At 63.4% G+C, this 22,658-nt stretch carries 17 protein-coding genes; 11 read left to right on the forward strand and 6 right to left on the reverse strand.

The features are described from left to right. Nucleotides 1-129 precede the first annotated feature (129 nt). The 6 genes from topA to rpmG all read left to right on the forward strand — a co-directional run bounded on the left by topA (nucleotide 130) and on the right by rpmG (nucleotide 7,831). Nucleotides 130-2,808, forward strand: coding sequence for a type I DNA topoisomerase (gene topA, locus ACR65N_RS01475; RefSeq protein WP_440455453.1), 2,679 nt, complete (start codon nucleotides 130-132; stop codon nucleotides 2,806-2,808). After that, the gene (rnr, locus tag ACR65N_RS01480) at nucleotides 2,805-5,165 is read left to right on the forward strand and encodes a ribonuclease R (protein WP_440455454.1); all 2,361 of its coding nucleotides are present in this window, start codon (nucleotides 2,805-2,807) and stop codon (nucleotides 5,163-5,165) included. Before topA ends, rnr begins: the two co-directional genes overlap by 4 nt. Before the next feature lie 13 nt (nucleotides 5,166-5,178). Then, entirely contained in the window at nucleotides 5,179-5,646 is a 468-nt protein-coding gene (locus ACR65N_RS01485; protein WP_440455455.1) for a DUF983 domain-containing protein, read from the forward strand. Next, nucleotides 5,643-6,356, forward strand: a complete 714-nt coding sequence (locus ACR65N_RS01490) for an NUDIX hydrolase (protein WP_440455456.1) — start codon at nucleotides 5,643-5,645, stop codon at nucleotides 6,354-6,356. Before ACR65N_RS01485 ends, ACR65N_RS01490 begins: the two co-directional genes overlap by 4 nt. 29 nt (nucleotides 6,357-6,385) lie before the next feature. Then, entirely contained in the window at nucleotides 6,386-7,570 is a 1,185-nt protein-coding gene (locus tag ACR65N_RS01495) for an MFS transporter (RefSeq protein ID WP_440455457.1), read from the forward strand. Nucleotides 7,571-7,663: 93 nt separating this feature from the next. After that, nucleotides 7,664-7,831 carry a 50S ribosomal protein L33 gene (gene rpmG, locus ACR65N_RS01500; protein WP_116405487.1) on the forward strand — a complete coding sequence of 56 codons (168 nt, stop codon included), beginning with the start codon at nucleotides 7,664-7,666 and terminating at the stop codon, nucleotides 7,829-7,831. Nucleotides 7,832-8,372: 541 nt separating this feature from the next. Here rpmG and ACR65N_RS01505 read toward each other — a convergent pair. Further along, complete coding sequence (locus ACR65N_RS01505) at nucleotides 8,373-9,740, reverse strand: PleD family two-component system response regulator (RefSeq protein ID WP_440455458.1); 1,368 nt, start codon at nucleotides 9,738-9,740, stop codon at nucleotides 8,373-8,375. Nucleotides 9,741-9,753: 13 nt separating this feature from the next. Beyond that, nucleotides 9,754-10,125: a response regulator gene (locus ACR65N_RS01510; protein WP_430305081.1), complete on the reverse strand. Its 372-nt coding sequence runs from the start codon at nucleotides 10,123-10,125 to the stop codon at nucleotides 9,754-9,756. 125 nt (nucleotides 10,126-10,250) lie between these two features. On the opposite strand from ACR65N_RS01510, the gene ACR65N_RS01515 reads away from it, so the two are divergent. The 4 genes from ACR65N_RS01515 (at nucleotide 10,251) to ACR65N_RS01530 (ending at nucleotide 13,948) form a co-directional block, all read left to right on the forward strand. Continuing rightward, nucleotides 10,251-10,556 (forward strand): DUF3572 domain-containing protein, encoded by a 306-nt coding sequence (locus ACR65N_RS01515; RefSeq protein ID WP_430305082.1) that lies wholly within the window; start codon nucleotides 10,251-10,253, stop codon nucleotides 10,554-10,556. Next, nucleotides 10,556-11,203 (forward strand): hypothetical protein, encoded by a 648-nt coding sequence (locus tag ACR65N_RS01520; RefSeq protein WP_440455459.1) that lies wholly within the window; start codon nucleotides 10,556-10,558, stop codon nucleotides 11,201-11,203. The genes ACR65N_RS01515 and ACR65N_RS01520 overlap by 1 nt, the downstream gene beginning before the upstream one ends. A gap of 93 nt (nucleotides 11,204-11,296) precedes the next feature. Further along, nucleotides 11,297-12,595 carry a DNA polymerase IV gene (locus ACR65N_RS01525; RefSeq protein WP_440455460.1) on the forward strand — a complete coding sequence of 433 codons (1,299 nt, stop codon included), beginning with the start codon at nucleotides 11,297-11,299 and terminating at the stop codon, nucleotides 12,593-12,595. A 102-nt stretch (nucleotides 12,596-12,697) separates the two neighbouring features. Next, nucleotides 12,698-13,948, forward strand: coding sequence for a L,D-transpeptidase family protein (locus ACR65N_RS01530; RefSeq protein ID WP_440455461.1), 1,251 nt, complete (start codon nucleotides 12,698-12,700; stop codon nucleotides 13,946-13,948). Nucleotides 13,949-14,160: 212 nt separating this feature from the next. On the opposite strand, the gene dnaE is transcribed toward ACR65N_RS01530, so the two are convergent. After that, on the reverse strand, nucleotides 14,161-17,661 hold the full coding sequence (gene dnaE / locus ACR65N_RS01535) for a DNA polymerase III subunit alpha (protein ID WP_440455462.1): 3,501 nt from the start codon (nucleotides 17,659-17,661) through the stop codon (nucleotides 14,161-14,163). 659 nt (nucleotides 17,662-18,320) lie between these two features. On the opposite strand from dnaE, the gene ACR65N_RS01540 reads away from it, so the two are divergent. Continuing rightward, nucleotides 18,321-18,929, forward strand: coding sequence for a DUF2026 family protein (locus ACR65N_RS01540; RefSeq protein WP_440455463.1), 609 nt, complete (start codon nucleotides 18,321-18,323; stop codon nucleotides 18,927-18,929). An 82-nt stretch (nucleotides 18,930-19,011) separates the two neighbouring features. On the opposite strand, the gene ACR65N_RS01545 is transcribed toward ACR65N_RS01540, so the two are convergent. From ACR65N_RS01545 to proS, 3 genes are read right to left on the reverse strand one after another with little or no spacing between them, the layout of a single operon-like run. Next, nucleotides 19,012-19,695 carry an ABC transporter ATP-binding protein gene (locus ACR65N_RS01545; RefSeq protein WP_440455464.1) on the reverse strand — a complete coding sequence of 228 codons (684 nt, stop codon included), beginning with the start codon at nucleotides 19,693-19,695 and terminating at the stop codon, nucleotides 19,012-19,014. A 15-nt stretch (nucleotides 19,696-19,710) separates the two neighbouring features. Further along, nucleotides 19,711-21,018, reverse strand: coding sequence for a lipoprotein-releasing ABC transporter permease subunit (locus tag ACR65N_RS01550; RefSeq protein ID WP_440455465.1), 1,308 nt, complete (start codon nucleotides 21,016-21,018; stop codon nucleotides 19,711-19,713). 42 nt (nucleotides 21,019-21,060) lie between these two features. Continuing rightward, nucleotides 21,061-22,383, reverse strand: coding sequence for a proline--tRNA ligase (gene proS, locus ACR65N_RS01555; RefSeq protein WP_430305091.1), 1,323 nt, complete (start codon nucleotides 22,381-22,383; stop codon nucleotides 21,061-21,063). Between the last annotated feature and the right edge of the window lie 275 nt (nucleotides 22,384-22,658).

Raw genomic sequence — 22,658 nt, forward strand, 5'->3', positions numbered from 1 at the left:
TCAGGTGGTGCCTGGCTAAAAATGGGCGTTACCTCTTGACCGCGAGCGAAAGCCCATCCATGTCGAGAGGTCAGATTTTGAGCACAGGCACCTGAGCCTGAAGCCTCTCGCACGCCCCAGAGAACCAATATGAACGTTGTCGTCGTCGAATCTCCGGCCAAGGCCAAGACCATTAACAAGTATCTTGGCCCTGGCTACAAGGTTCTCGCCTCCTTTGGTCACGTCCGGGACCTGCCTGCCAAGGACGGCTCGGTACTGCCCGACCAGGACTTCGAAATGACGTGGGAGGTCGATACCGCGTCGGCCAAGCGGATGAAGGACATCGCCGATGCGGTGAAGAATTCCGACGGCCTGTTCCTGGCAACCGACCCGGATCGCGAGGGTGAAGCGATCTCCTGGCATGTGCTGGACCTCCTGAAGAAGAAGAAGGTCATCGGCGACAAGCCGGTCAAGCGCGTCGTCTTCAATGCGATCACCAAGAAGGCCGTGCTCGATGCCATGGCCAATCCGCGTGACATCGATACGCCGCTGGTCGACGCCTATCTCGCCCGCCGGGCGCTGGATTACCTCGTCGGCTTCAACCTGTCGCCGGTCCTGTGGCGCAAGCTGCCGGGTGCCCGTTCCGCCGGCCGCGTGCAGTCGGTGGCTCTGCGCCTCGTCTGCGACCGCGAGTCCGAGATCGAGCGCTTCGTTGCCGAGGAATACTGGAACCTCTCGGCGCTTCTGAAGACGCCGCGCGGCGACGAGTTCGAAGCCCGGCTGGTTGCAGCCGACGGAAAGCGGCTTCAGGCACGCGGCGTGAAGAACGGCGAGGATGCCGGACGGCTGAAGGCGCTTCTCGAAGGCGCGAGCTACACGGTCGAGACCGTCGAGGCCAAGCCGGTCAAGCGCAATCCCGGCCCGCCTTTCACGACCTCGACGCTGCAGCAGGCGGCTTCCTCCAATCTCGGCTTCTCCGCCTCGCGCACCATGCAGGTGGCGCAGAAGCTCTATGAAGGCATCGAGCTCGGCGGCGAGACCGTCGGTCTCATTACCTATATGCGTACCGACGGTGTGCAGATGGCGCCGGAAGCCATCGATGCTGCCCGCGTCGCAATCGGCGAGCAGTTCGGCGCCCGCTACTGCCCGGAGAAGCCGCGCTTCTATTCGACCAAGGCCAAGAACGCCCAGGAAGCTCACGAAGCCATCCGTCCGACCGACTTCAATCGCTCGCCCGACCAGGTGCGACGCTTCCTCGAAGGCGACCAGCTGCGCCTGTATGAACTAATCTGGAAGCGCGGCATCGCCAGCCAGATGGCATCGGCGGAGATGGAACGCACAACGGTCGATATCGAGGCATCCAACGGCACGGAGCGTGCCGGTCTGCGCGCCGTCGGCTCCGTCGTCCGTTTCGACGGCTTCCTCGCCGCCTATGTAGACCAGCGGGAAGAAGGCGAGGCCGCGGAGGATGACGAGGATGGTCGCCTGCCGGAGATCAACGCGCGGGAAAAGCTTGCCAAGAGCAAGGTGAACTCCAGCCAGCATTTCACCGAACCGCCGCCGCGCTATTCGGAAGCGTCGCTGATCAAGAAGATGGAAGAGCTCGGCATCGGCCGTCCCTCCACCTATGCCGCGACGCTGAAGACGCTGAGCGACCGCGAATATGTGACGATCGACAAGCGCAAGCTCACGCCACAGGCAAAAGGCCGGCTGGTGACGGCGTTTCTCGAAAGCTTCTTCACCAAGTATGTCGAATATGACTTCACGGCCGACCTTGAGGAAAAGCTCGACAAGATCTCTGCCGGCGAACTCGACTGGAAGCAGGTGCTGCGCGATTTCTGGAAGGATTTCTTCGGCCAGATCGACGAGACGAAGGAACTGCGCGTCACCAATGTGCTGGATGCACTGAACGAGGCGCTGGCACCGCTGGTCTTCCCGAAGCGCGACGACGGAAGCGATCCGCGGATCTGCCAGGTCTGCGGCACCGGCAACCTGTCGCTGAAGCTCGGCAAGTACGGCGCCTTCGTCGGCTGCTCCAACTACCCGGAGTGCAACTTCACGCGCCAGCTGTCGTCGGACGGATCAGAAGCTGAAGCTTCGGCGCTCTCTGAGCCCAAGGCGCTCGGCGCAGACCCGCACACGGGCGAGGAACTGACCCTTCGCTCGGGACGCTTCGGCCCCTACATCCAGCGTGGCGACGGCAAGGAAGCCAAGCGCTCGTCACTGCCGAAGGGCTGGAAGCCGGAGGATATCGACCACGAGAAGGCGCTCGCCCTGATCGGTCTGCCGCGCGACATCGGCAAGCATCCCGAAAGCGGCAAGATGATCTCCGCAGGCCTCGGACGTTACGGACCGTTCGTGCTGCACGATGGAACCTATGCCAATCTCGAAAGTATCGAGGACGTCTTTTCCATCGGCCTCAACCGGGCGGTGACGGTGCTTGCCGACAAGCAGAGCAAGGGTCCCGGACGCGGCCGAAACGCGGCGGTTGCCTTGAAGGAACTCGGTGACCATCCTGACGGCGGTCCGATCGTCGTGCGCGAAGGCAAGTACGGGCCTTACGTCAACTGGGGCAAGGTCAATGCCACGCTGCCGAAGGGCAAGGATCCGCAGTCGGTGACGGCCGAGGATGCCCTGGCGCTCATCGCCGAGAAGGCGGGCAAGATGCCGGCGGCGAAGACCAAGGCAAAGAAGGCACCCGCGAAGGCTGCAACCGGCGCCGCCAAGACCGCAACCAAGGCAGCCGCGACAAAAAGCGCGGCTAAGACGAAAACCGCCGCCAAGCCCACGGCCAAGGCGGCACCGAAGGCGAAGAAGACAGGCACGTGACGAGAGAACCGCGGGAAGGCAAGCGTATCAAGGCCGGCGGCCCAACTCTATCGGTGCGTGCCGGGAAACCGGCACAGACGGACCGTCCGGCGATCGTGCATGGCGTCGTCCCGCCTCGCGAAATCCTTCTCGAGTTCATTTCCGACAACCCTGATCGTGCGTCCAAGCGGGAAATCGCGAAGGCGTTCGGCCTGAAGGGCGACGCCCGGGTAGAGCTGAAGGACGTGCTGCGGGATCTCGAAGCGGAAGGATTGCTGCAGAAGGGCCGCAAGTCGCTGACGCGACGCGGTGCCCTGCCGCCAATGACGGTGCTCGACATCACCACCCGCGACAAGGACGGCGACCTCATCGCCCGGCCGGCGGAATGGCTGGAGGACGCAGGGGTCGCGCCGGCCGTGCTCATCCGCCAGTCCTCCGGCGATCGCGGCAAGGGCAAGACGCCGACCGCCGGTCTCGGCGACCGCGTCCTGGCAAAGATCTTCCCCAGCAAGGATCGCGCCGGCCCCGCCTATACGGCGCGCGTCGTCAAGGTCATCGACAAGCACCGCAACGCTGCATTGGGCGTCATCCGCATGATGCCGGAGGGTGGTGCACGGCTGATGCCGATCGATCGCCGCGGCGAGGAAATGCAGATTTCCGCCGCTGACCTCGGCGATGCCAAGGACGGCGACCTGATCGAAGCCGACGTGCTGCGCGGAGACCGGTTTGGCCTGACCCGCGCCAAGGTGCTGACCGTCGTCGGCTCCGTCGCCACGGAAAAGGCGATCTCGATGATCGCCATCTACTCGCACGGCATTCCGCACATCTTCCCGCAGGCGGTTCTCAATGAGGCGGATGCCGCCAAGCCTGCCAGCCTGTCGAAGCGCGAAGACTGGCGCAATGTGCCGCTGGTGACCATCGATCCGGCCGACGCCAAGGATCATGACGACGCCGTCTATGCCGAGCTCGACCCGAGCCCAGACAATCCCGATGGCGTTATCGTCACCGTCGCCATCGCCGACGTCTCCTGGTACGTGCGCACCGGCTCGCCGCTCGACCGCGAAGCGCTGAAGCGCGGCAATTCCGTCTATTTCCCGGACCGCGTGGTGCCGATGCTGCCCGAGCGGATCTCCAACGATCTCTGCTCCCTGCGGGAAGGCGAAGACCGTCCGGCGCTTGCCGTGCGCATGGTGTTCTCCAAGGAAGGCCGCAAGGCGAGCCACACCTTCCATCGCGTGATGATGAAGAGTGCCGCGAAGCTCTCGTATCAGCAGGCGCAGGCGGCGATCGACGGCAAGCCCGACGACAAGAGCGGGCCGCTGCTCGAACCTATCCTGAAGCCGCTGTGGCATGCCTATGGTGTGATGAAACGCGGCCGCGACCGGCGCCAGCCGCTGGAGCTGGATATGCCGGAGCGCAAGATCAAGCTGAAGGAAGATGGCACCGTCGACAGCGTCGTCATTCCCGAGCGGCTCGATGCCCACAAGCTGATCGAGGAGATGATGATCCAGGCCAACGTCTGCGCTGCCGAGACGCTGGAGAAGAAGAAGCAGCCGCTGGTCTACCGCATTCATGATGCGCCGTCGCTCGCCAAGCAGGAGACGCTGCGCGAGTTTCTGGCGTCGCTCGGCATTCCGATGGCCAAGGGCGGCGAAATGCGCGCCAACTCGTTCAACGGCATCCTCGCCAAGGCTGAGAACACGGCACATCAGGTGATGGTCAACGAGATGGTGCTGCGCTCTCAGAGCCAGGCCGTCTACAGCCCGGACAATATTGGTCACTTCGGCCTCAACCTGATGAAATACGCGCATTTCACCTCGCCGATTCGCCGCTATGCCGACCTGATCGTGCACCGCGCGCTCGTCGGTTCGCTGGCGCTCGGGGAAGGCGCCATCACGCCGGAGGAAGAGGCGCAGCTCGAGGATATCGCGGCGGAAATCTCGACCTTCGAACGCCGTGCGATGGCGGCCGAGCGCGATACCATCAACCGGTTGATCGCCCACCATCTGGCAGAGCGGGTCGGCCAGCAGTTCGAGGGACGCATTTCAGGGGTCACCAAGTCGGGACTTTTTGTCGCGCTGCCCACCTATGGCGCCGACGGCTTCGTGCCCATATCTACGCTCGGAACGGATTACTTCCACTACGACGAGAGCCGTCAGGCGCTGGTCGGCGAGCGGACCAGCCTCGGCTACCAGATCGGTGACTCGGTCGACGTGAAGCTTGTCGAGGCCATCCCGCTTGCAGGCGCGCTGCGCTTCGAGATGCTGAGCGAAGGGCGCAAGATGTCGCCAGCGACGCGGTCCTTCCACAAGGCGGGACGACGGGAACGCCGGACGACGCACAAACCAGGTACGCGACCGCCCCGCCGCGGGCGGTAGGAGATTTTCGACGATGACAGCCGCAAGCGATCATGCGCATGAGCCGGTGGACGGTCTGCACTACGGTGACGCCGGTCGGCCCGAGCGACCGCTTGGCCGCTCGATACTCCGTGGCTTTCGCTGCAAATGTCCGAACTGCGGCAGCGGCCGGCTTTTCCGCGGCTTCCTGAAGCCTGTCGATGCCTGCGCCGTCTGCGGCGAGGACATCCACCACCACCGCGCCGACGACCTGCCGCCCTACCTCGTCATCTTCGTCATCGGCCATGTGACGGTCAGCGGCTTCATGATGACCGACATGATCTGGCCGCTGTCGATGTGGGTCCATCTGGCGATCTGGACGCCGATCACCATCGCCATGGCGCTCCTGTCGATGCAGCCGGTCAAGGGCGCCGTGATCAGCCTGCAATGGGCCCTGCGGATGCACGGCTTCGGCAAGCAGGACGAGAGTTTCGATCCTGGTCGCGGCGGCCCGCTGGAATGAGCCCCGGCGACGGCCTGGCGGCCGCCGGCAACGCTGGGGAGCAGGATAACGCGGAGCGTCCGCGGCACTCGCTGAGGCCACGCGCCTCGGCATCGATCATCCTGATCGATCGTCGGGCTGGCACCCCACGCCTCCTCGTCGGCAAACGCGGCAGCGGGCACGCCTTCATGCCTGACCTGTTCGTCTTCCCGGGCGGGCGGCGGGATCCTCGCGACCACGCGCTGCCCTTTCAAGAAGACCTGCGGCCCGAGGTCATCGACAAGCTGATGCTGAGCGGCGCGCCAAGGATGACGTCTGGCGGCGCAAGGGCGCTTGCGCTTGCGGCTGCTCGCGAGCTCGAAGAGGAAACCGGTGGCCGGCTGAACGGCTGTCAGACGCCGCGCGGCTGGGCGCCGGATCTCTCCAGCCTGAGGTATGTCGCCCGCGCCGTCACGCCACCCGGCGCCATTCGGCGCTTCGACAACCGGTTCTTCGCCACATTCATCGACGAAGCTCGCATCGATCCCGGCCTGTTGCGGGAGAGCGAGGAATTGAACGAGCTCCGCTGGGTCGACATCAACGACCTGGAGTCCGTCAAAATGCCAGCCATTGTCAGCGCCGTAGCCGGTGACTTGAAAATTTCACTTGAGTTGGACGGTGCTTTGCCGTTTGGAAGCCCATTGGTGGTTTATACGAACCGCGACGGTCAATTCTTGCGCAGTCGGCTGTAACGATGGATGCACTTTCTAAGGAACGGCAGATGGCCAATACGGCGGGCAGCGATAGCGGCCACCGGGAAGAAATCCACTGGCCGTCGCTGGTGGCTGCAATCTCCGCCATCAGTGCCGTCGGCATCGCCATCGGTCTCGGGCTGCCGCTGCTCAGCATCATCCTGGAGAAGCGCGGCATCTCGTCGACGCTGATCGGCCTCAACTCGGCGATGGCCGGCATCGCGGCGATGGCGGCGGCTCCCGTCACCACCAAGCTCGCCCATGAGTTCGGCGTTGCGAGGACCATGCTGTGGGCGGTGGTCATCTCCGCCATCAGCGCGCTCGGCTTCTACTATGCCGCCGACTTCTGGATGTGGTTCCCGCTGCGGGTCGCCTTCCATGGCGCCGTGACGACGCTGTTCATCCTGTCGGAATTCTGGATCAATGAAGCGGCGCCCCCCCGAAGGCGCGGGCTGGTGCTTGGGATCTACGCGACCGTGCTTGCCATCGGCTTCGCGATCGGACCGTTGCTGTTTTCGGCGATCGGCAGCGAAGGCATCCTGCCCTTCCTGATCGGGGCTGCGGCAATCCTCGTCGCCTTCATCCCCATCTACATCGCGCGCAACGAGAGCCCGGTGCTGAGCGACCGGCCGCAGCAGCATTTCCTGCGCTACGTCCTCCTCGTGCCGACCGCCACGGCCGCGGTGTTCGTATTCGGCGCCGTTGAAGCCGGCGGCCTGTCGCTGTTCCCGATCTATGCCAATCGCTCCGGCCTGACGGAATCGGATGCGGCTTTGCTGCTGACGGTAATGGGCATCGGCAACATGGTCTTCCAGATCCCGTTCGGAATGATATCCGACCGCCTCAAGGATCGCCGCCCGATGCTGTTCCTGATGGCTCTGGCTGGCCTGGTGGGAGCACTCGCGCTGCCGTCGCTCATCGGCAACTGGTGGCTCATGGCCGGCCTCCTGCTCGTCTGGGGTGGCTGTGTGTCCGGCCTGTACACGGTCGGCCTTGCGCATCTCGGATCGCGACTCACCGGCTCGGATCTCGCCGCCGCCAATGCCGCCTTCGTCTTCTGCTACGCAGTGGGCACGGTTGCCGGTCCGCAGGCGATCGGCGTATCCATCGATGTCTCGGGCAATGACGGGTTTGCCTGGGCATTGGCAGGCTTCTTCGCCCTTTATGTGCTGATATCCCTCTTCCGCGGGCTTTTCCGCCGAGAACGGACTTGACTTTCCGGGCGCGATTTGTAGTTTCGCGCCAGATTTCGCCGTGGATTGCGCTCAGGCATCCGCGGCCCGATTTTTATTAGAGGCAGGAAGACCATGGCGAAAGCTACGACCATCAAGATCAAGCTGCTGTCGACGGCCGATACTGGTTTCTTTTACGTCACGACGAAGAACAGCCGTACGATGACGGACAAGATGACGAAGACCAAGTACGACCCGATCGCTAAGAAGCACGTCGACTTCAAGGAAACGAAGATCAAGTAACTCTGATCGTCGATCCCATTCAAAATGGCGCGGTACCGCAAGGTCCCGCGCCTTTTGCGTTTCCGGTCCTGCTATCGGATGAGGTTGCGTCTGCCCCAGGTCACGGGACATGACAGGCCAATCCCTCCCCGGCCGGTGCTGGACGCCTCGAAGGTCCTGTCTCGATTATTTCAAAGTCGGGAGATCGGTGATGGCGGGGGCCGGCCGACATGCAAAGCGGCACGAGGAACCGCGTGATATGCATGCCGGCCAGCCAACCCCACGACCCAGGAGATGCGGCGGACCTGAGCATCATGGGGTATGACTGTTCCCTGAGGAACTTATTCCGCTGTAGTAAACTCGCGTAGATCGGCAGAAAAATCAACCTATTCTTAACGGGCTGCGCAAATCTCATGCAACATGGTTAAAAACGGGACGGTTGCTGCAAAGTTCAAGCATCGGTTATCAACACTTCGTGCGGTGCCGGCAGGCTGACAGGCTTTTCTTCCTGCCTTCCATACAAGGCTGTAGACAGGTTCCGAGTGTTTGCTTCAGGTCGATATTACGCCGCTGCTGCGACAACACGATTACGGCCGCTGCCTTTGGCCTCATAAAGTGCGCGGTCTGCCTGCTTGAGCAACTGCTCCGGCGTTTCGATGCCGGTTACGTTGGTTGCCAGCCCGAGAGACGCAGTAACCTTCAGATTGACCGTACCGGCATTAAGCTCGAAGGAGATGGATTCGATCATTCCGCGCAAGCGCTCAGCGATGGCCGCTGCTGCATCCGCATCGGTGTCAGGCATGACAACGACGAACTCCTCACCGCCGTATCGGCAGGCGAGATCCGCGCCCCGCACGGTCGAGCGGATGCGGCGGGCGAACTCCTTCAGCACCTCGTCGCCGACATCGTGACCGTAGGTGTCGTTCACCAGCTTGAACCGGTCGATATCGGTGATGCAGACGGACAGCGGACGGCCACGGGCGGCCGCCCGGTTGAACAGCGTCTTCAGATGGTTGTCGAGGTAGCGCCGGTTGTGAAGGCCCGTCAGGCCGTCGGTGACCGCCAGTTCGATCGACTGGCGGACACTGGTGCGCAGCAGGTCGTTGTAGCGCTTGCGCTTCATCTGGGTCAGCGTGCGGGCCACCAGCTCGTTCGGATCGAGCGGCCGGACGATGTAGTCGTTGACGCCGAGGTCCAGCGCCCGAATGATGACGTCCTCTTCGCCGAGTTCCGTCACCAGCAGCAGCGGCAGGAAACGGGTCCGTTCAAGCATGCGCAGCTGCGAGCACAGGCGCAGCGGGTCGTAGTCATCGCCACTGCCGTTGACGATCACGAGGTCGAACGGGTTCTCCGCCGCCTCGAAGACGGCCGCCTGCGGATCCGACATCGCGGTGACTTCGGCCACCGGCTTCAGTGCCTTGATGATCCGCTCCTGCGAGCTTGCCCGCCCGTCTACAAGCAGCACCTGCCCCGGCGCGTCCAGATGATCAAGCTTGGTCACGTCGTCGATGCCAATCTGCAGGGCGGTCTCGGCGCGGATGCGCAATTCGTCGCTGAGCGTCTTCAGGCGCACCAGGCTCTTGACGCGGGAGATCAGCTGCAGGTCGTTGACCGGCTTGGTCAGGAAGTCGTCGGCACCGGCCTTCAGGCCGCGAACCCGATCGGCGGGCTGATCGAGCGCCGTCACCATGACCACCGGGATATGCGAGGTCGCGGGATTGCCCTTCAGCCGTTCGCAGACTTCGAAACCGTCCATGCCCGGCATCATCACGTCGAGCAGGATGATGTCGACAGGCGTCTTGGCGACGATCTCGAGCGCCTTGAATCCGTCTTCGGCCGTCAGAACGTCGAAATACTCCGCCAGAAGACGCGCTTCGAGCAGCTTCACATTGGCCGGGATATCATCGACGACGAGGATCCGCGCAGTCATCCGTCACGCTCCCTCAGGCATCGCCGAGATAGGTCTTGATGGTTTCGAGAAACTTGGGCACCGAGATGGGCTTTGAGACATAGGCCTCGCAGCCGCCCTGCCGGATGCGTTCCTCGTCACCTTTCATGGCAAACGCGGTAACGGCGACGACCGGGATGACATGCAGTTCGTCATCCTCTTTCAGCCACTTCGTCACTTCCAGCCCGGACACTTCCGGCAACTGGATATCCATGAGGATCAGGTCGGGGCGATACTTGCGGGCAAGGTCCAGCGCTTCCATGCCATTGCGGGTCTGGATGGTGGTATAGCCCGAAGCTTCGATCAGATCGCGGAAGAGCTTCATGTTGAGCTCGTTGTCTTCGACAATCATCACCCGCTTGGGCATTTGCGTATCCTTAAATCCAGCCTTACAAGCAGCTTGTCGAGATATAAGCTCGCGGGCGGCCGATTCCATCATTGGAAACGGTAGACTAAAGTCATTTGGTTGAAGAAAAGGTAACTTGTTCGTTCATGCGTCCTGACACCGGCAAATCGCAGCGCCTCCCCTCGCCCGAAGAGACGGCCGGCGCCATTCTTCAGTGGCTGGCGAACGAGCCGGAGATGCTCAGCCGATTCCTGACGCTGTCGGGCGTCCAGCCGGGGCAGATGCGCGCCGCCATGGACGATCCCGGTTTTCTGGCCGGCATGATCGATTTCGTCATGGCCCACGAGCCGACGTTGCTTGCCTTCTGCGAGGCGAGCGACTGGAAACCGGAGGCCGTGGTCAGCGCCTGGCAGCATTTCTCCGGCCCGGGGCTGGATTCGGGCCAATACTGATGGGCGAGATCGTCGACCTCGAACACTTGCGGCTGAGCGACCGGCCCCTGGCGGTCTGTGACGTCGATGACGTGGTGCTGGAATTCCTGACGCCGTTCCAGGGGTTTCTCGGCAGCCTCGGGCACCGGCTGGTGCCGCGATCCTACAGGCTGCACGGCAACATCGTCTCGGCTGCCGACGAGATGCCGCTGGCCGACGCTGCCGTCAGCCAGTTGATCCTCGACTTCTTTGCCGCCCAGGAGACCTGGCAGACACCCTTCGGCGACGCCGTGTCGGCACTGACGGAGATCGGTGCCGAGGCCGATGTGGTGTTCCTGACCGCCATGCCGCCGCGCTATACCGAGATGCGCCGCCGCCTGCTCGACAGGCTCGGCCTGCCGTTCCCGCTGCTGGCGACCGAAAGTGCGAAGGGGCCGGTCGTCAGCCAGATGCACGGCAACCGCCCGCTGCCACTCGCCTTCATCGACGACATGGCGCACAACCACGTGTCCGTCGCCGACAGCGTTCCGGAATGCCTGCTCGTGCATCTGATGCCGGCATCCGAAATGCACCGTCATGCGCCGAAACCCGCTCCGCACGTGGTTCAGGTGAAGGACTGGCAAGCGGCCCTGACGGCCCTGCGTCGACATTTCGCCAACACCGCCTGATCCGGCCGTCAATCTGCCGGCCATCGGTTCGGAGCGCTTGCCGCGCCGAAACATCCGGCCTATGGTCGGGATCGTTCAACCTTTGTTCCCGAGATGACCCGCTCCTTCGCAACCGATCCGGGCTTCTGTCGCGACTGCCTGACCGGGCAGGCGGAGGGCCGGCGACGTTGCACCAAGTGCGGCAGTCCCCGCCTCGTCTACCATCCCTCGCTCTACGACCTTGCCATTGCCCATATCGACTGCGACGCCTTCTATGCCTCCGTCGAGAAGCGTGACAATCCTGAACTTGCCGACAGACCAGTGATCATCGGCGGGGGCAAGCGCGGCGTCGTCTCGACAGCCTGCTACATCGCCCGCATCAGCGGCGTGCGTTCGGCGATGCCGATGTTCAAGGCGCTGGAGGCCTGTCCCGACGCTGTCGTCATCAGCCCCAACATGGAAAAATACGTGACCGTCGGGCGTCAGATCCGCACGCTTTTCCAGGAGCTGACGCCGCTCGTCCAGCCACTGTCCATTGACGAAGCCTTCCTCGACCTCTCGGGCACCGAACGCCTGCATCAGGATCCTCCGGCCCGAATTCTCGCCAGACTTGCCCGTCGGGTGGAGAGCGAGATCGGCATCAGCATCTCTGTCGGCCTCTCCTACTGCAAGTTTCTCGCCAAGGTGGCGTCCGACCTGCAGAAGCCGCGCGGCTTCTCGGTAATCGGCGAGGCGGAAGCGCTCGAGTTCCTGGCGCCGCGCCCCGTTACCACTATCTGGGGCGTCGGCAAGGCCTTTGCCGCGACGCTGGAGGCGGATGGCATCCGCACGATCGGCCAATTGCAGCGAATGGAGGAAGGCGACCTGATGCGCCGCTACGGCAGCATGGGACAGCGCCTCTTCCGCCTGTCGCGCGGCATCGACGAGCGCGTGGTGCATCTGAACGATGCGGCAAAGAGCGTCTCGGCCGAGACCACCTTCTTCGACGACATCTCCCGCCACGAGGAACTGGTGCCGATTCTGCGCAGGCTTTCCGAGAAGGTGTCCGCGCGGCTGAAGAAACAGGGGATCGCCGGTCAGACCGTCGTTCTGAAGCTGAAGACCAGCGACTTCAAGAGCCGTACCCGCAACCGGCGGCTGGAAGACCCAACGCTGCTTGCCGACCGCATCTTTCGTACCGGTCTGAGCCTCCTGGAGCGGGAGACCGACGGCACGCGGTTCCGGCTGATCGGCATCGGCGTCACCGATCTCACCGACATGGCCCGGGCCGATCCGCCGGATCTCGTCGATGCCCAGGCGAGCCGACGGGCGGCGGCGGAAGCCGCGATGGACCGGTTGCGCCACAAGTTCGGCACCGGCGCCGTGGAGACCGGCTACACGTTCGGCACCGGGCGGCGCATCAAGCAACCGTGATCCGCTTTTCCACAGCGTGCGAGAGCCGTTCGCCCGGCGTCTAAACCTTCCTTAAATTTCGAGGCGTATCCTTCGGACCTTGGTTCTGCGTAAGAGGTCCCCATGTTGAAGCGCGCCGCAATCCTGGCTGCCCTCGTCGCAAGCTGCGCGACTTCGGTTGCCGCAGCCGACGATCCGCGCAGCCTGCAGATCATCGTGTCGAAGGACAGCCAGTCGCTTTCCGTCTATGACGGCGGCAGGGTGGTTGCGACCTCCAAGGTTTCGACCGGCAAGCAAGGCCACGAGACTCCGACCGGCATCTTCTCGGTGCTGGAGAAGCGCAAGTTCCACAGGTCCAACATCTACTCAGATGCGCCGATGCCCTACATGCAGCGGCTGACCTGGTCGGGCATTGCGCTGCACGAATCCAACAGCGTGCCGAACTATCCGGCCTCTCACGGCTGCGTGCGCTTGCCTGCCGCATTCGCAAAATCGCTGTACCAGATGACCGGCCCCGGCGTTCACGTGATCATCAGCGATGCGGCCGTCGCACCCGTTGCCATCGACCATCCGCTCCTGTTCTCGCCGCCGGCGCAGCGCCCGGCCGGCGACCTGCTGTCCGACGTGCCGCTTCGCCCCTCCTCCGCGCACAGCTCCATCGAACAGATCGAAGTGGCGATGAACATGCCGCGGGCGCCGCTGAACATCTTGAGCGACAGCGACGAGGCGCGCGCCGACGAGCCGGAACCGCTGCGCATCCTCATCACCCGCCGGACCGACCGGGAGACGATTGCCGACGTACAGGCGCTGCTGACCGGGCTCGGCTTCGACGCCGGCACGCGGGACGGCGTTGCCGGATCGGCGACCCGCAGCGCCGTCGAGGCGTTCAAGCGGTGGAAGGATCTGTCGCCCAGGGGCGGCATTCTGAGCGCCGCCTTCCTCAAGGCGATCTATGCGAGCGCCGACCGCCCAACGCCGCCGAAGGGCCAGCTGATGGTGCGCCAGGGGTTTACGCCGCTGATCTCCGAGCCTGTCGACATTGCCCGGCCGGAGATCGCGCTCGGCACGCATTTTTTTAGCCTGACCGCCATCGATCGCGGCCGCGGCAAGGCCAGCTGGCAGGGGCTGACGCTTGCCAACGCTCTGCCGGCCGCAACCGCCCGGCGCCTCGGCATCACATCCGGTGAGACTGCAGGCGAGAGTAGCCTCAAGGGCGTCCTAGACCGGATCTCGATGTCCGACGACCTGCGTCGGCGGATCTCGGCAATGATCTCCACCGGCAGCTCGCTGACGATCACCGATGCCGGCACCGAGAGCGAGACCGGCAAGGGAACCGACTTCATCACCGTCACCCACGGCGGCGCCAAAGGCTGACATCCACCTTGCCGCTCATGCCCCTCAGGATTTGATTCCGATCGCTCCGCCAAGCCGCTGGTGGAGAAGGCAAATCCTTCGCCACCAAGTAAGCTGCCGCGGCTTGATGTCCTTTGTCAGCGGTCTGGCATCTTGATTCCGGCGCCCGCCGCAAGTGTTTGAGGGAACGCGGAATTCACGATCCGAGAACCCCCGCGTCGCGCCAGATCTGGCTAGACCAGTTCCACGTCCAGCACGCCGGGCGCCGCGCGTAGGGCGGCGGCGATTTCCGGCGAAATGCGGTACTTCTCCGTCAGCTCCACCTCGATCTCCCGCCGGCCGTCATCCTTGATGACGACGAACGAGACAAGCCCGTCACCGCGGGCGTTCAGATGCTTGGCGACCGTGCGCATCGGCCCGGAATCGCGGACGAAGACGCGCAGCGCCTTCTGCATCTGCACCGATTTCTCCTCCAGCGACTGGACGGTCTGGATGCGCAGGCCGATGCCTTCCGGCCGCTCGTCCGCCTGCACGGTGATGACCAGCGACTTGCCGGGTTCCAGCAGGTCGCGGTACTGGTTCAGCGCCTCGGAAAACAGCACCGCCTCGAACTGGCCGGTGGCATCGGAAAACATCACGATGCCCATCTTGTTGCCGGTGCGCGTCTTGCGCTCCTGCTTGCCGGTGACGGTGCCGGCAAGACGCCCGGCATTGGCGCCGGCTTTCACGGCTGCCGAGAACTCGGCAAAATTCTGCACCCGCATCTTGGCGAGCACGTCCTTGTAGGTGTCGAGCGGATGGGCCGAGAGGTAGAAGCCGAGCACCTGGTATTCGCGCATCAGCATGTCGGAGGCCATCCACGGATCGAAGGCCGGCAGGATGAGCTTTTCAGGTCCGGCGGCCGACGAGGAGCCGAACATGTCGCTCTGGCCGCTGGTCTTGCCTTCGGCGGCGCGCTGCGCATAGCCGATGATGCGGTCCAGCCCGCCGATCAGTTCCGCCCGGTTGCGACCGAACCCGTCGAAAGCGCCGGCATTGATCAGGCTTTCGAGCACCCGCCGGTTGACCTGCTTCGGGTCGATACGCAGGCAGAAATCCTCAAGGCTTGCGAAGGGCTGCTCGCCACGCACCGCAACGATGTGCTCGACCGCCGACTCGCCGACCCCTTTCAGAGCCGCCAGCGAATAGTAGATGCAGTTGTCGCCCGTCTCGAACATGCGGAACGAAGTCTGGATCGACGGCGGTACGACCTTGATCCCGAGCCGCCCGGCATCCTGGCGGAAATCGTTCAGCTTTTCGGTGTTGGCCATATCGTAGGTCATCGACGCGGCGAGGAACTCGACCGGGTAATGCGCCTTCATATAGGCCGTCTGGTAGGAGACGATGGCGTAGGCGGCCGCGTGGGACTTGTTGAAGCCATAATTGGCGAATTTGGCGAGCAGTTCGAAAATGTTCTTCGCCTGCGGCTTGGAGACGCCGTTCTTCACGGCGCCATCGATGAAGCGCTCGCTCTGCTGGTCCATCTCAGCCTTGATCTTCTTGCCCATGGCGCGGCGCAGAAGATCGGCTTCGCCAAGCGAATAGCCGGACAGGACCTGGGCGATCTGCATCACCTGCTCCTGGTAGACGATGACGCCCTGCGTCTCCTTCAACAGGTAGTCGATAGTCGGATGGACGGATTCAATCTCCTCCTCGCCGTGCTTGCGGGCGTTGTAGGTGGGGATGTTTTCCATCGGGCCCGGGCGATAGAGGGCAACCAGCGCGATGATGTCCTCGATGCAGTCGGGCCGCATGCCGATGAGCGCTTTGCGCATGCCCGCACTTTCCACCTGGAAGACGCCGACCGTTTCGCCGCGCGACAGCATCTCGTAGGTTTTCTGGTCGTCGAGCGGAATCTTGGCGAGATCCACATGGATGCCGCGCTTGGCGACGAAATCCACCGCCGTCTTCAACACCGTCAGCGTCTTCAGTCCGAGGAAGTCGAATTTGACCAGGCCGGCCTGCTCTACCCACTTCATGTTGAATTGGGTGACGGGCATGTCGGAGCGCGGATCGCGGTACATCGGCACCAGCTTTGAGAGCGGCCGATCGCCGATCACGATGCCGGCCGCATGCGTCGAGGCATGCCGGTAAAGGCCCTCGATCTTCTGGGCGATATCGAGAAGCCGCGCGACGACCGGCTCCCGGTCGGCCTCTTCCTGAAGCTTCGGCTCCTCCTCGATCGCCTTCGACAGCGGCGTCGGGTTGGCGGGATTGTTGGGCACCAGCTTGCAGATCTTGTCGACCTGGCCGTAGGGCATTTCCAGCACCCGGCCGACGTCGCGCAGCGCGGCGCGCGCCTGCAGCGAACCGAAGGTGATGATCTGTGCCACCTGTTCGCGACCGTATTTCTGCTGCACGTAGCGGATCACCTCCTCGCGGCGATCCTGGCAGAAGTCGATGTCGAAGTCGGGCATCGAGACGCGTTCCGGGTTGAGGAAGCGCTCGAACAGAAGCGAGAAGCGCAGCGGGTCGACGTCGGTGATGGTCAGCGCATAGGCGACCAGCGAACCGGCACCCGAACCGCGCCCGGGACCGACCGGGATGTCGTGCTGCTTTGCCCATTTGATGAAGTCGGCAACGATGAGGAAGTAGCCCGGGAACTTCATCCGCTCGATGACCGACAGCTCGAAATCCAGCCGCTCGCGATAATCCTCGACCGTATAGCCGCTGGCCATTCCGAGCGCTTCCAGCCGCGCCTCGAGCCCGTCGACCGACTGCCGCCGCAATTCGGCCGATTCTGCCCGTTCCGCCTCTTCCGCGTCGTCGGTTGCACCAGTGAAGCGCGGCAGGATCGGCTTGCGGGTCTTCAGGACGAAGGAGCAGCGCCGGGCGATCTCGACGGTGTTTTCGAGCGCCTCCGGCAAGTCGGCAAACAGCCGTGCCATCTCCTCGCGGCTCTTCAGGTAGTGATCGGGCGTCAGACGGAAGCGGCTGTCATCGGAAACGATGGCGTTGTGGGCGACCGCCATCAGCGCATCATGGGCGTCGTAATCGGACTTCGACGGGAAGAAGGCCTCGTTGGTGGCGACGATTGGCAGATCATGTGCATAGGCAAGCTCGATCAGCTTGCGCTCGTGGCGGCGGTCATAGCCGTTCTGGCGCTGCAGCTCGACATAGAGGCGATCGCCGAAGATCCGCTTCAGCCTCACCAGCCGCTGTTCTGCCTGCGCCCGGTGACCTTCCTTCAACAGCGGATCGATCGGCCCGGAGGCGAAACCGGTGAGCGCGATGATGCCATCGGCGCCCTCCTCCTCCAGCCACGACAAGGCAATGTGCACCGCCATGTGGCTGCCCTCGCCGCCGAGATAGGCCCGGCTGACGAGATCCACGAGCCGCTCGTAGCCGACCGGGTTTGCGGCCAGCAGCACCAGCGAGGGAAGCTTTGCGAGACCGCCATTGCCGCCGCGCTTTTCATCGCCCTGGTCCTGCATGTCGATTGCCATCTGGCAGCCGATGATCGGTTGTATTCCCTCGCCGACCGCCTTTTCCGAAAACTCCAGCGCGACGAAGAGGTTGTTCGTGTCGGTAATGGCGATCGCCGGCTGTGCGTCGGCGGTTGCCTTGGCGAGAATCTTCTTCAGCGGCAGGGCGCCCTCGAGGAGCGAAAAGGCCGAGTGCACCCGCAGATGGACGAACTGCGGCGTCGTTTGCGCCTGCGTGTCCACCCGCTTCATATCGATCGTATCTGCCATGTCGCCGCCGTGCCTTGCTGAATCGGCGCATTGTCCGGCGGCAGCGCCTTGAAGTCCAGCTGAAGCTTCGACGATCAACCGAAAACCATGTCGCGTCGATGCGCCATGCCGCCGCCGGGGTCGGCTGATCAGGAGGAGCGGTTGAGGCTTCAGAAGGCGAGGACGAGAATGCCGATGCTGGCGACGAATGTCATGATCGAGGCGAAGGCTGCAACATCGCGGATGAGGTCAGTCATGATCAATCTCCTGTTCCGTAATGTTTGCATTTTGTTCTCTTTTTGTACCGGCGTCAAGAGCAAGAACGAAGGCGGAACAACTTTGCTTAACGGGCGGTAATCGACCGGGCACGTCGGCCGTCATCCTCCAGCTTTTCCGAGGATCTGCTGTTGGTTCGCACTATCTTCGACGCCGCCGATCTTTGCCATGACGACGTTGGACTGTCCCCGAACTGCGGTTGCGGATCCTGGGGACAGGCCGAGGATGACGGAGTGTGAGTTGGAGGCCAGTGGGAGTGGCATGCCATACAACCGGTGTGCCCAAGGCTCGCAGTATCCTTGCCGCCGGACGCGACGGGCGACCGAGGCCAGCCTTGGCGTTTACATCGCCGGCCGCCTTGCCTACTGAAAGCCGAAAACCATCAGCAGCGCAGGCGAACACCAATGTTGATCAAGCAGAGCGACTATCACCGGATCTACAAGGTCATCAACAGCCTGCTCGTCGCGCAGAATGCCGATCCGGCCACTGCGTCTATGTATTTTGCCAGCTTCGGTGCATTCATCCTCAAGCATCACTTCAAGCTGCAGGCCGTGCCCAAGGGCGGGCTTGCCGCCTACAATCTGGATGGCGCCGTGATGCTGTTTGCCGACCACCGCGAGGACGGTTACGTGACCGGAGCCGGAGATAACTTTCACTGCTGGGTGGAGGCCGACGGCTTTGCGATCGATTTCATGGCGCCGGCTTTCCCGCAGAGCGTGAAGACGGTGTCTGTCGCGGCGCGGATGTTCCAGCGGCCGCTCTCGGCGATGGCGCCGTCGATCAACGCACTCGGCCAGTCGGGCGACTTCTTCTACCAGTCGGAACCGGAGGCCATGGCACGGCGGTTCGCCGACTGGCAGAGGCACGGCCTCACCGGCGACCTCGCCTCGATCGCCAGTCAGTGGTTTCGCAAGTCTCCGAAGCAGATGCAGGCATCGCTGTCGGTCAGCGACGATGCCGGTGCAATGCGCAGCGTGCCGCTGATCGGCAACACCCTTTCCGGCAGCTGGTAAGCTCCGGTTCAAAAAGATGAAGAACGGGGCCGGCTGAAACGACCCGCACCCGCTCCGCAGTGCCAGGCAGCCGGATAAACCGTCAGAAATCGACGATGCGGCCGCCTTCGATGGTGACGCGGCGGTCCATTCGGCCGGCGAGTTCGTGGTTGTGGGTGGCGATCAGCGCCGCCAGACCCGACTGGCGCACCAGCGCCTCCAGTGCCTCGAAGACGTAAGAAGCGGTTTCCGGATCGAGATTGCCCGTCGGCTCGTCGGCGAGAAGCACCAGGGGCGCATTGGCCACCGCACGGGCGATCGCGACGCGCTGCTGCTCGCCGCCCGACAATTCGGCCGGGCGGTGTTCGGCGCGGTGGCCGATGCGCATGTAGTCGAGGAGCTGGGCGGCACGCTCAGCCGCTTCCTTCTTCGGCAGGCCGCCGATCAGCTGCGGCATCATGATGTTTTCTAGCGCCGTGAATTCCGGCAGCAGGTGGTGGAACTGGTAGACGAAGCCGATATCGCCGCGGCGGATGGCGGTGCGCCGGTCATCCGGCAGGTTGCCGCAGCTTTCGCCGTTGATGAAGATCTCGCCGGCATCCGGGTGTTCGAGCAGGCCCGCCAGATGCAGGAGCGTCGACTTGCCGGTGCCCGACGGCGCCACCAGTGCGACGATCTCGCCGGCATGCAGCTCGAAATCGGCACCCTTCAGGATGGCGAGCGTCGTATCGCCCTGGCCGTAGATGCGATCGACGCCGGCGAGCTTCAGAACGGTTTTGCGGGGCATTGGCGACAAGGGATCCTATTCGTAACGCAGCGCCTGCACCGGATCGAGCCGGGAGGCCCGCCAGGCGGGGAAAATGGTCGCAATGAAGGAAAGCGTCAGCGCCATGAGCACCACCGATACCGTTTCGCCGACGCTCATCTCGGCCGGCAGCTGGCTGAGGAAGTAGAGTTCGGGATCAAACAGGATGGTGCCCGAAACCCAGGAGAAGAACTGCCGGATGGATTCGATGTTGAGGCAGACGACGACGCCGAGCAGAACGCCGGCGACGGTGCCAAAGATGCCGATCGCCGCCCCCGTCATGAAGAATATCCGCATGATGGCGCGCGACGAAGCGCCCATGGTGCGCAGGATGGCGATGTCGCTGCCCTTGTCCTTCACCAGCATGATGAGGCCGGAGATGATGTTGAGTGCTGCGACGAGCACGATCAGCGTCAGGATCATGAACATCACGTTGCGCTCCACCTGCAAGGCGGAGAAGAAGGTCTGGTTGCGCTGGCGCCAGTCACTGATGAAGATCTGCCGGCCGGCGGCTTCCTCGATCTTCGGCCGCATCTCGTCGATGGCATCCGGATCAGAGAGGAACAGCTCGATCGACTGCACAAGGCCATCGGCGTTGAAGTAGATCTGCGATTCCGCGAGCGGCATGTAAATGATCGACGCGTCGTATTCCGACATGCCGATCTCGAAGACGCCCGAGACGCGGTAGGATTTCACCCGCGGCGTGACGCCCATCGGCGTGACGTCGCCTTCCGGCGAGACGAGCGTGATCTGATCGCCGGCGCCGATGCCGAGCGAGGCGGCAAGCCTGGAGCCGACCAGCACGCCGTCGCCGGTGGCAAAGCCAGTCAGATCGCCGGAACGGATGTTGCCGGAGACTTCCTTCAGCTTCTCGATGTCCTCGGTGCGGATGCCGCGCACCAGGGCGCCGGATCCGGCACCCTGCTTGCCCGAAGCGAGCGTCTGGCCCTCGACCAGCGGCAGCGCCATGGTGACGCCGGGCACGGCCGAGAACTTCTGGGCAAGCTGTGCGTAATCGGTCAGCGGTTGGTCGACCGGCTGGACGATCATGTGGCCGTTGATGCCGAGGATGCGCGAGATCAGCTCCGTGCGGAAACCGTTCATCACCGCCATGACGATGATGAGTGTGGCAACGCCTAGCATGATGCCGACGAACGAGAAGCCGGCGATGACGGAGATGAAGGTCTCCTTGCGGCGCGAGCGCAGGTAGCGCCAGGCGACCATGCGTTCGAACGCCGAGAAGGCACCGGCGGCTGGAACCGTGCCGGGTGTCTGGTCTGCCGTTTCCGTCACGCTCTTGGCCATCTCGTCTCCTGTGCTTACGCCTCGCCGAACCGTCTTCGCGGGTCAGGCGGTCAGACGGTTCAATGCCGCTTCGACGGTCATCGTCTCGCGGGCGCCGGTCTTGCGATCCTTGACCTCGACCTCGCCCGTCGCTGCCGAGCGCGGACCGACGATCAGCTGCACCGGCACGCCAATCAGGTCGGCGGTTGCGAACTTGGTACCGGCGCGATCGTCAGTGTCGTCGTAGAGGACGTCCATGCCTGCCTTGACGAGGCCGGCATAGAGGCTGTCGCAAACGCGGTCGCAGGCTTCGTCGCCGGCCTTCATGGTGATGACCATCGCATCGAAGGGCGCAACCGAGGCCGGCCAGATGATTCCGTTCTCGTCATGCGAGGCTTCGATGATGGCGGGAACAAGGCGTGTCGGGCCGATGCCGTAGGATCCCATGTGGACAAGGTGCTCCTTGCCGTCCGGTCCCTGCACCTTGGCGCCCATCGGCTCGGAATATTTGGTGCCGAAGTAGAAGATGTGGCCAACCTCGATGCCGCGCGCCGAAAGGCGATCGGCCGACGGAATGGCGTCGAACGCGGCTTCGTCGTGCATCTCGGAGGTGGCGGCGTAGACCGACGTCCACTTGTCGAAGACCGCCTGCAGGCCGGCAACGTCATCGAAATCCGTGTCTTCGCCGGGGATGTCGAACTCGATGAAGCTCCTGTGCGAAAACACTTCCGATTCGCCGGTATCGGCGAGGATGATGAATTCGTGGCTGTGATTGCCGCCGATCGGGCCGGTATCGGCGCGCATCGGGATCGCCCGCACGCCCAGCCGCGCGAAGGTGCGCAGGTAGGCTACGAACATCTTGTTGTAGGAATGGATGGCGCCTTCCTTCGTCAGGTCGAAGGAATAGGCATCCTTCATCAGGAATTCCCGCGAGCGCATGGTGCCGAAGCGCGGGCGGATCTCGTCGCGGAACTTCAGCTGGATATGGTAGAGATTGAGGGGCAGGTTCTTGTAGGACTTCACCGACGACCGGAAGATGTCGGTGATCATCTCCTCGTTGGTCGGACCATACAGCATTGGCCGCTCCTGGCGGTCCTTGATGCGCAGCATCTCCTTGCCATAGGCCTCGTAGCGACCGCTTTCCTGCCACAGCTCGGCCGACTGCAGGGTCGGCATCAGAAGCTCGACGGCGCCGGCGCGGTTCTGCTCCTCACGGACGATGGCGTTCACCTTGTCGAGCACGCGCTTGCCGAGCGGCAGCCAGGAATAGATCCCCTGGCTCTGCTGCCGGATCATGCCGGCGCGCAGCATCAGACGGTGGGAGACGATTTCCGCTTCCTTGGGATTCTCCTTCAGGATCGGCATGAAATAGCGGGACAGACGCATCGCGTTTTCCGTGTTTGAGAGCCGTGTCACCTGGTCTGGGAATCGGCATCCGAATGGCTGATATGCGTGGGTACATAGCCGTTTCGGAAGCGCATGGGAACCCGCAGCGGCGAGCCGATGAACCTGTCGCTAAAGGGGCGACCGATCACTTCCGGCGGACCGGCAGGAGGACGGACACCACAAATGCGCCATCCATATGACAGATGACAGTTTCGAAGGCCGCTCAGGGAAATTTTTGCGGAGTGTAGCAAAACTGCCAAAATTTAGGGTGACAA

The organism is Rhizobium sp. SAFR-030, from assembly GCF_059415005.1.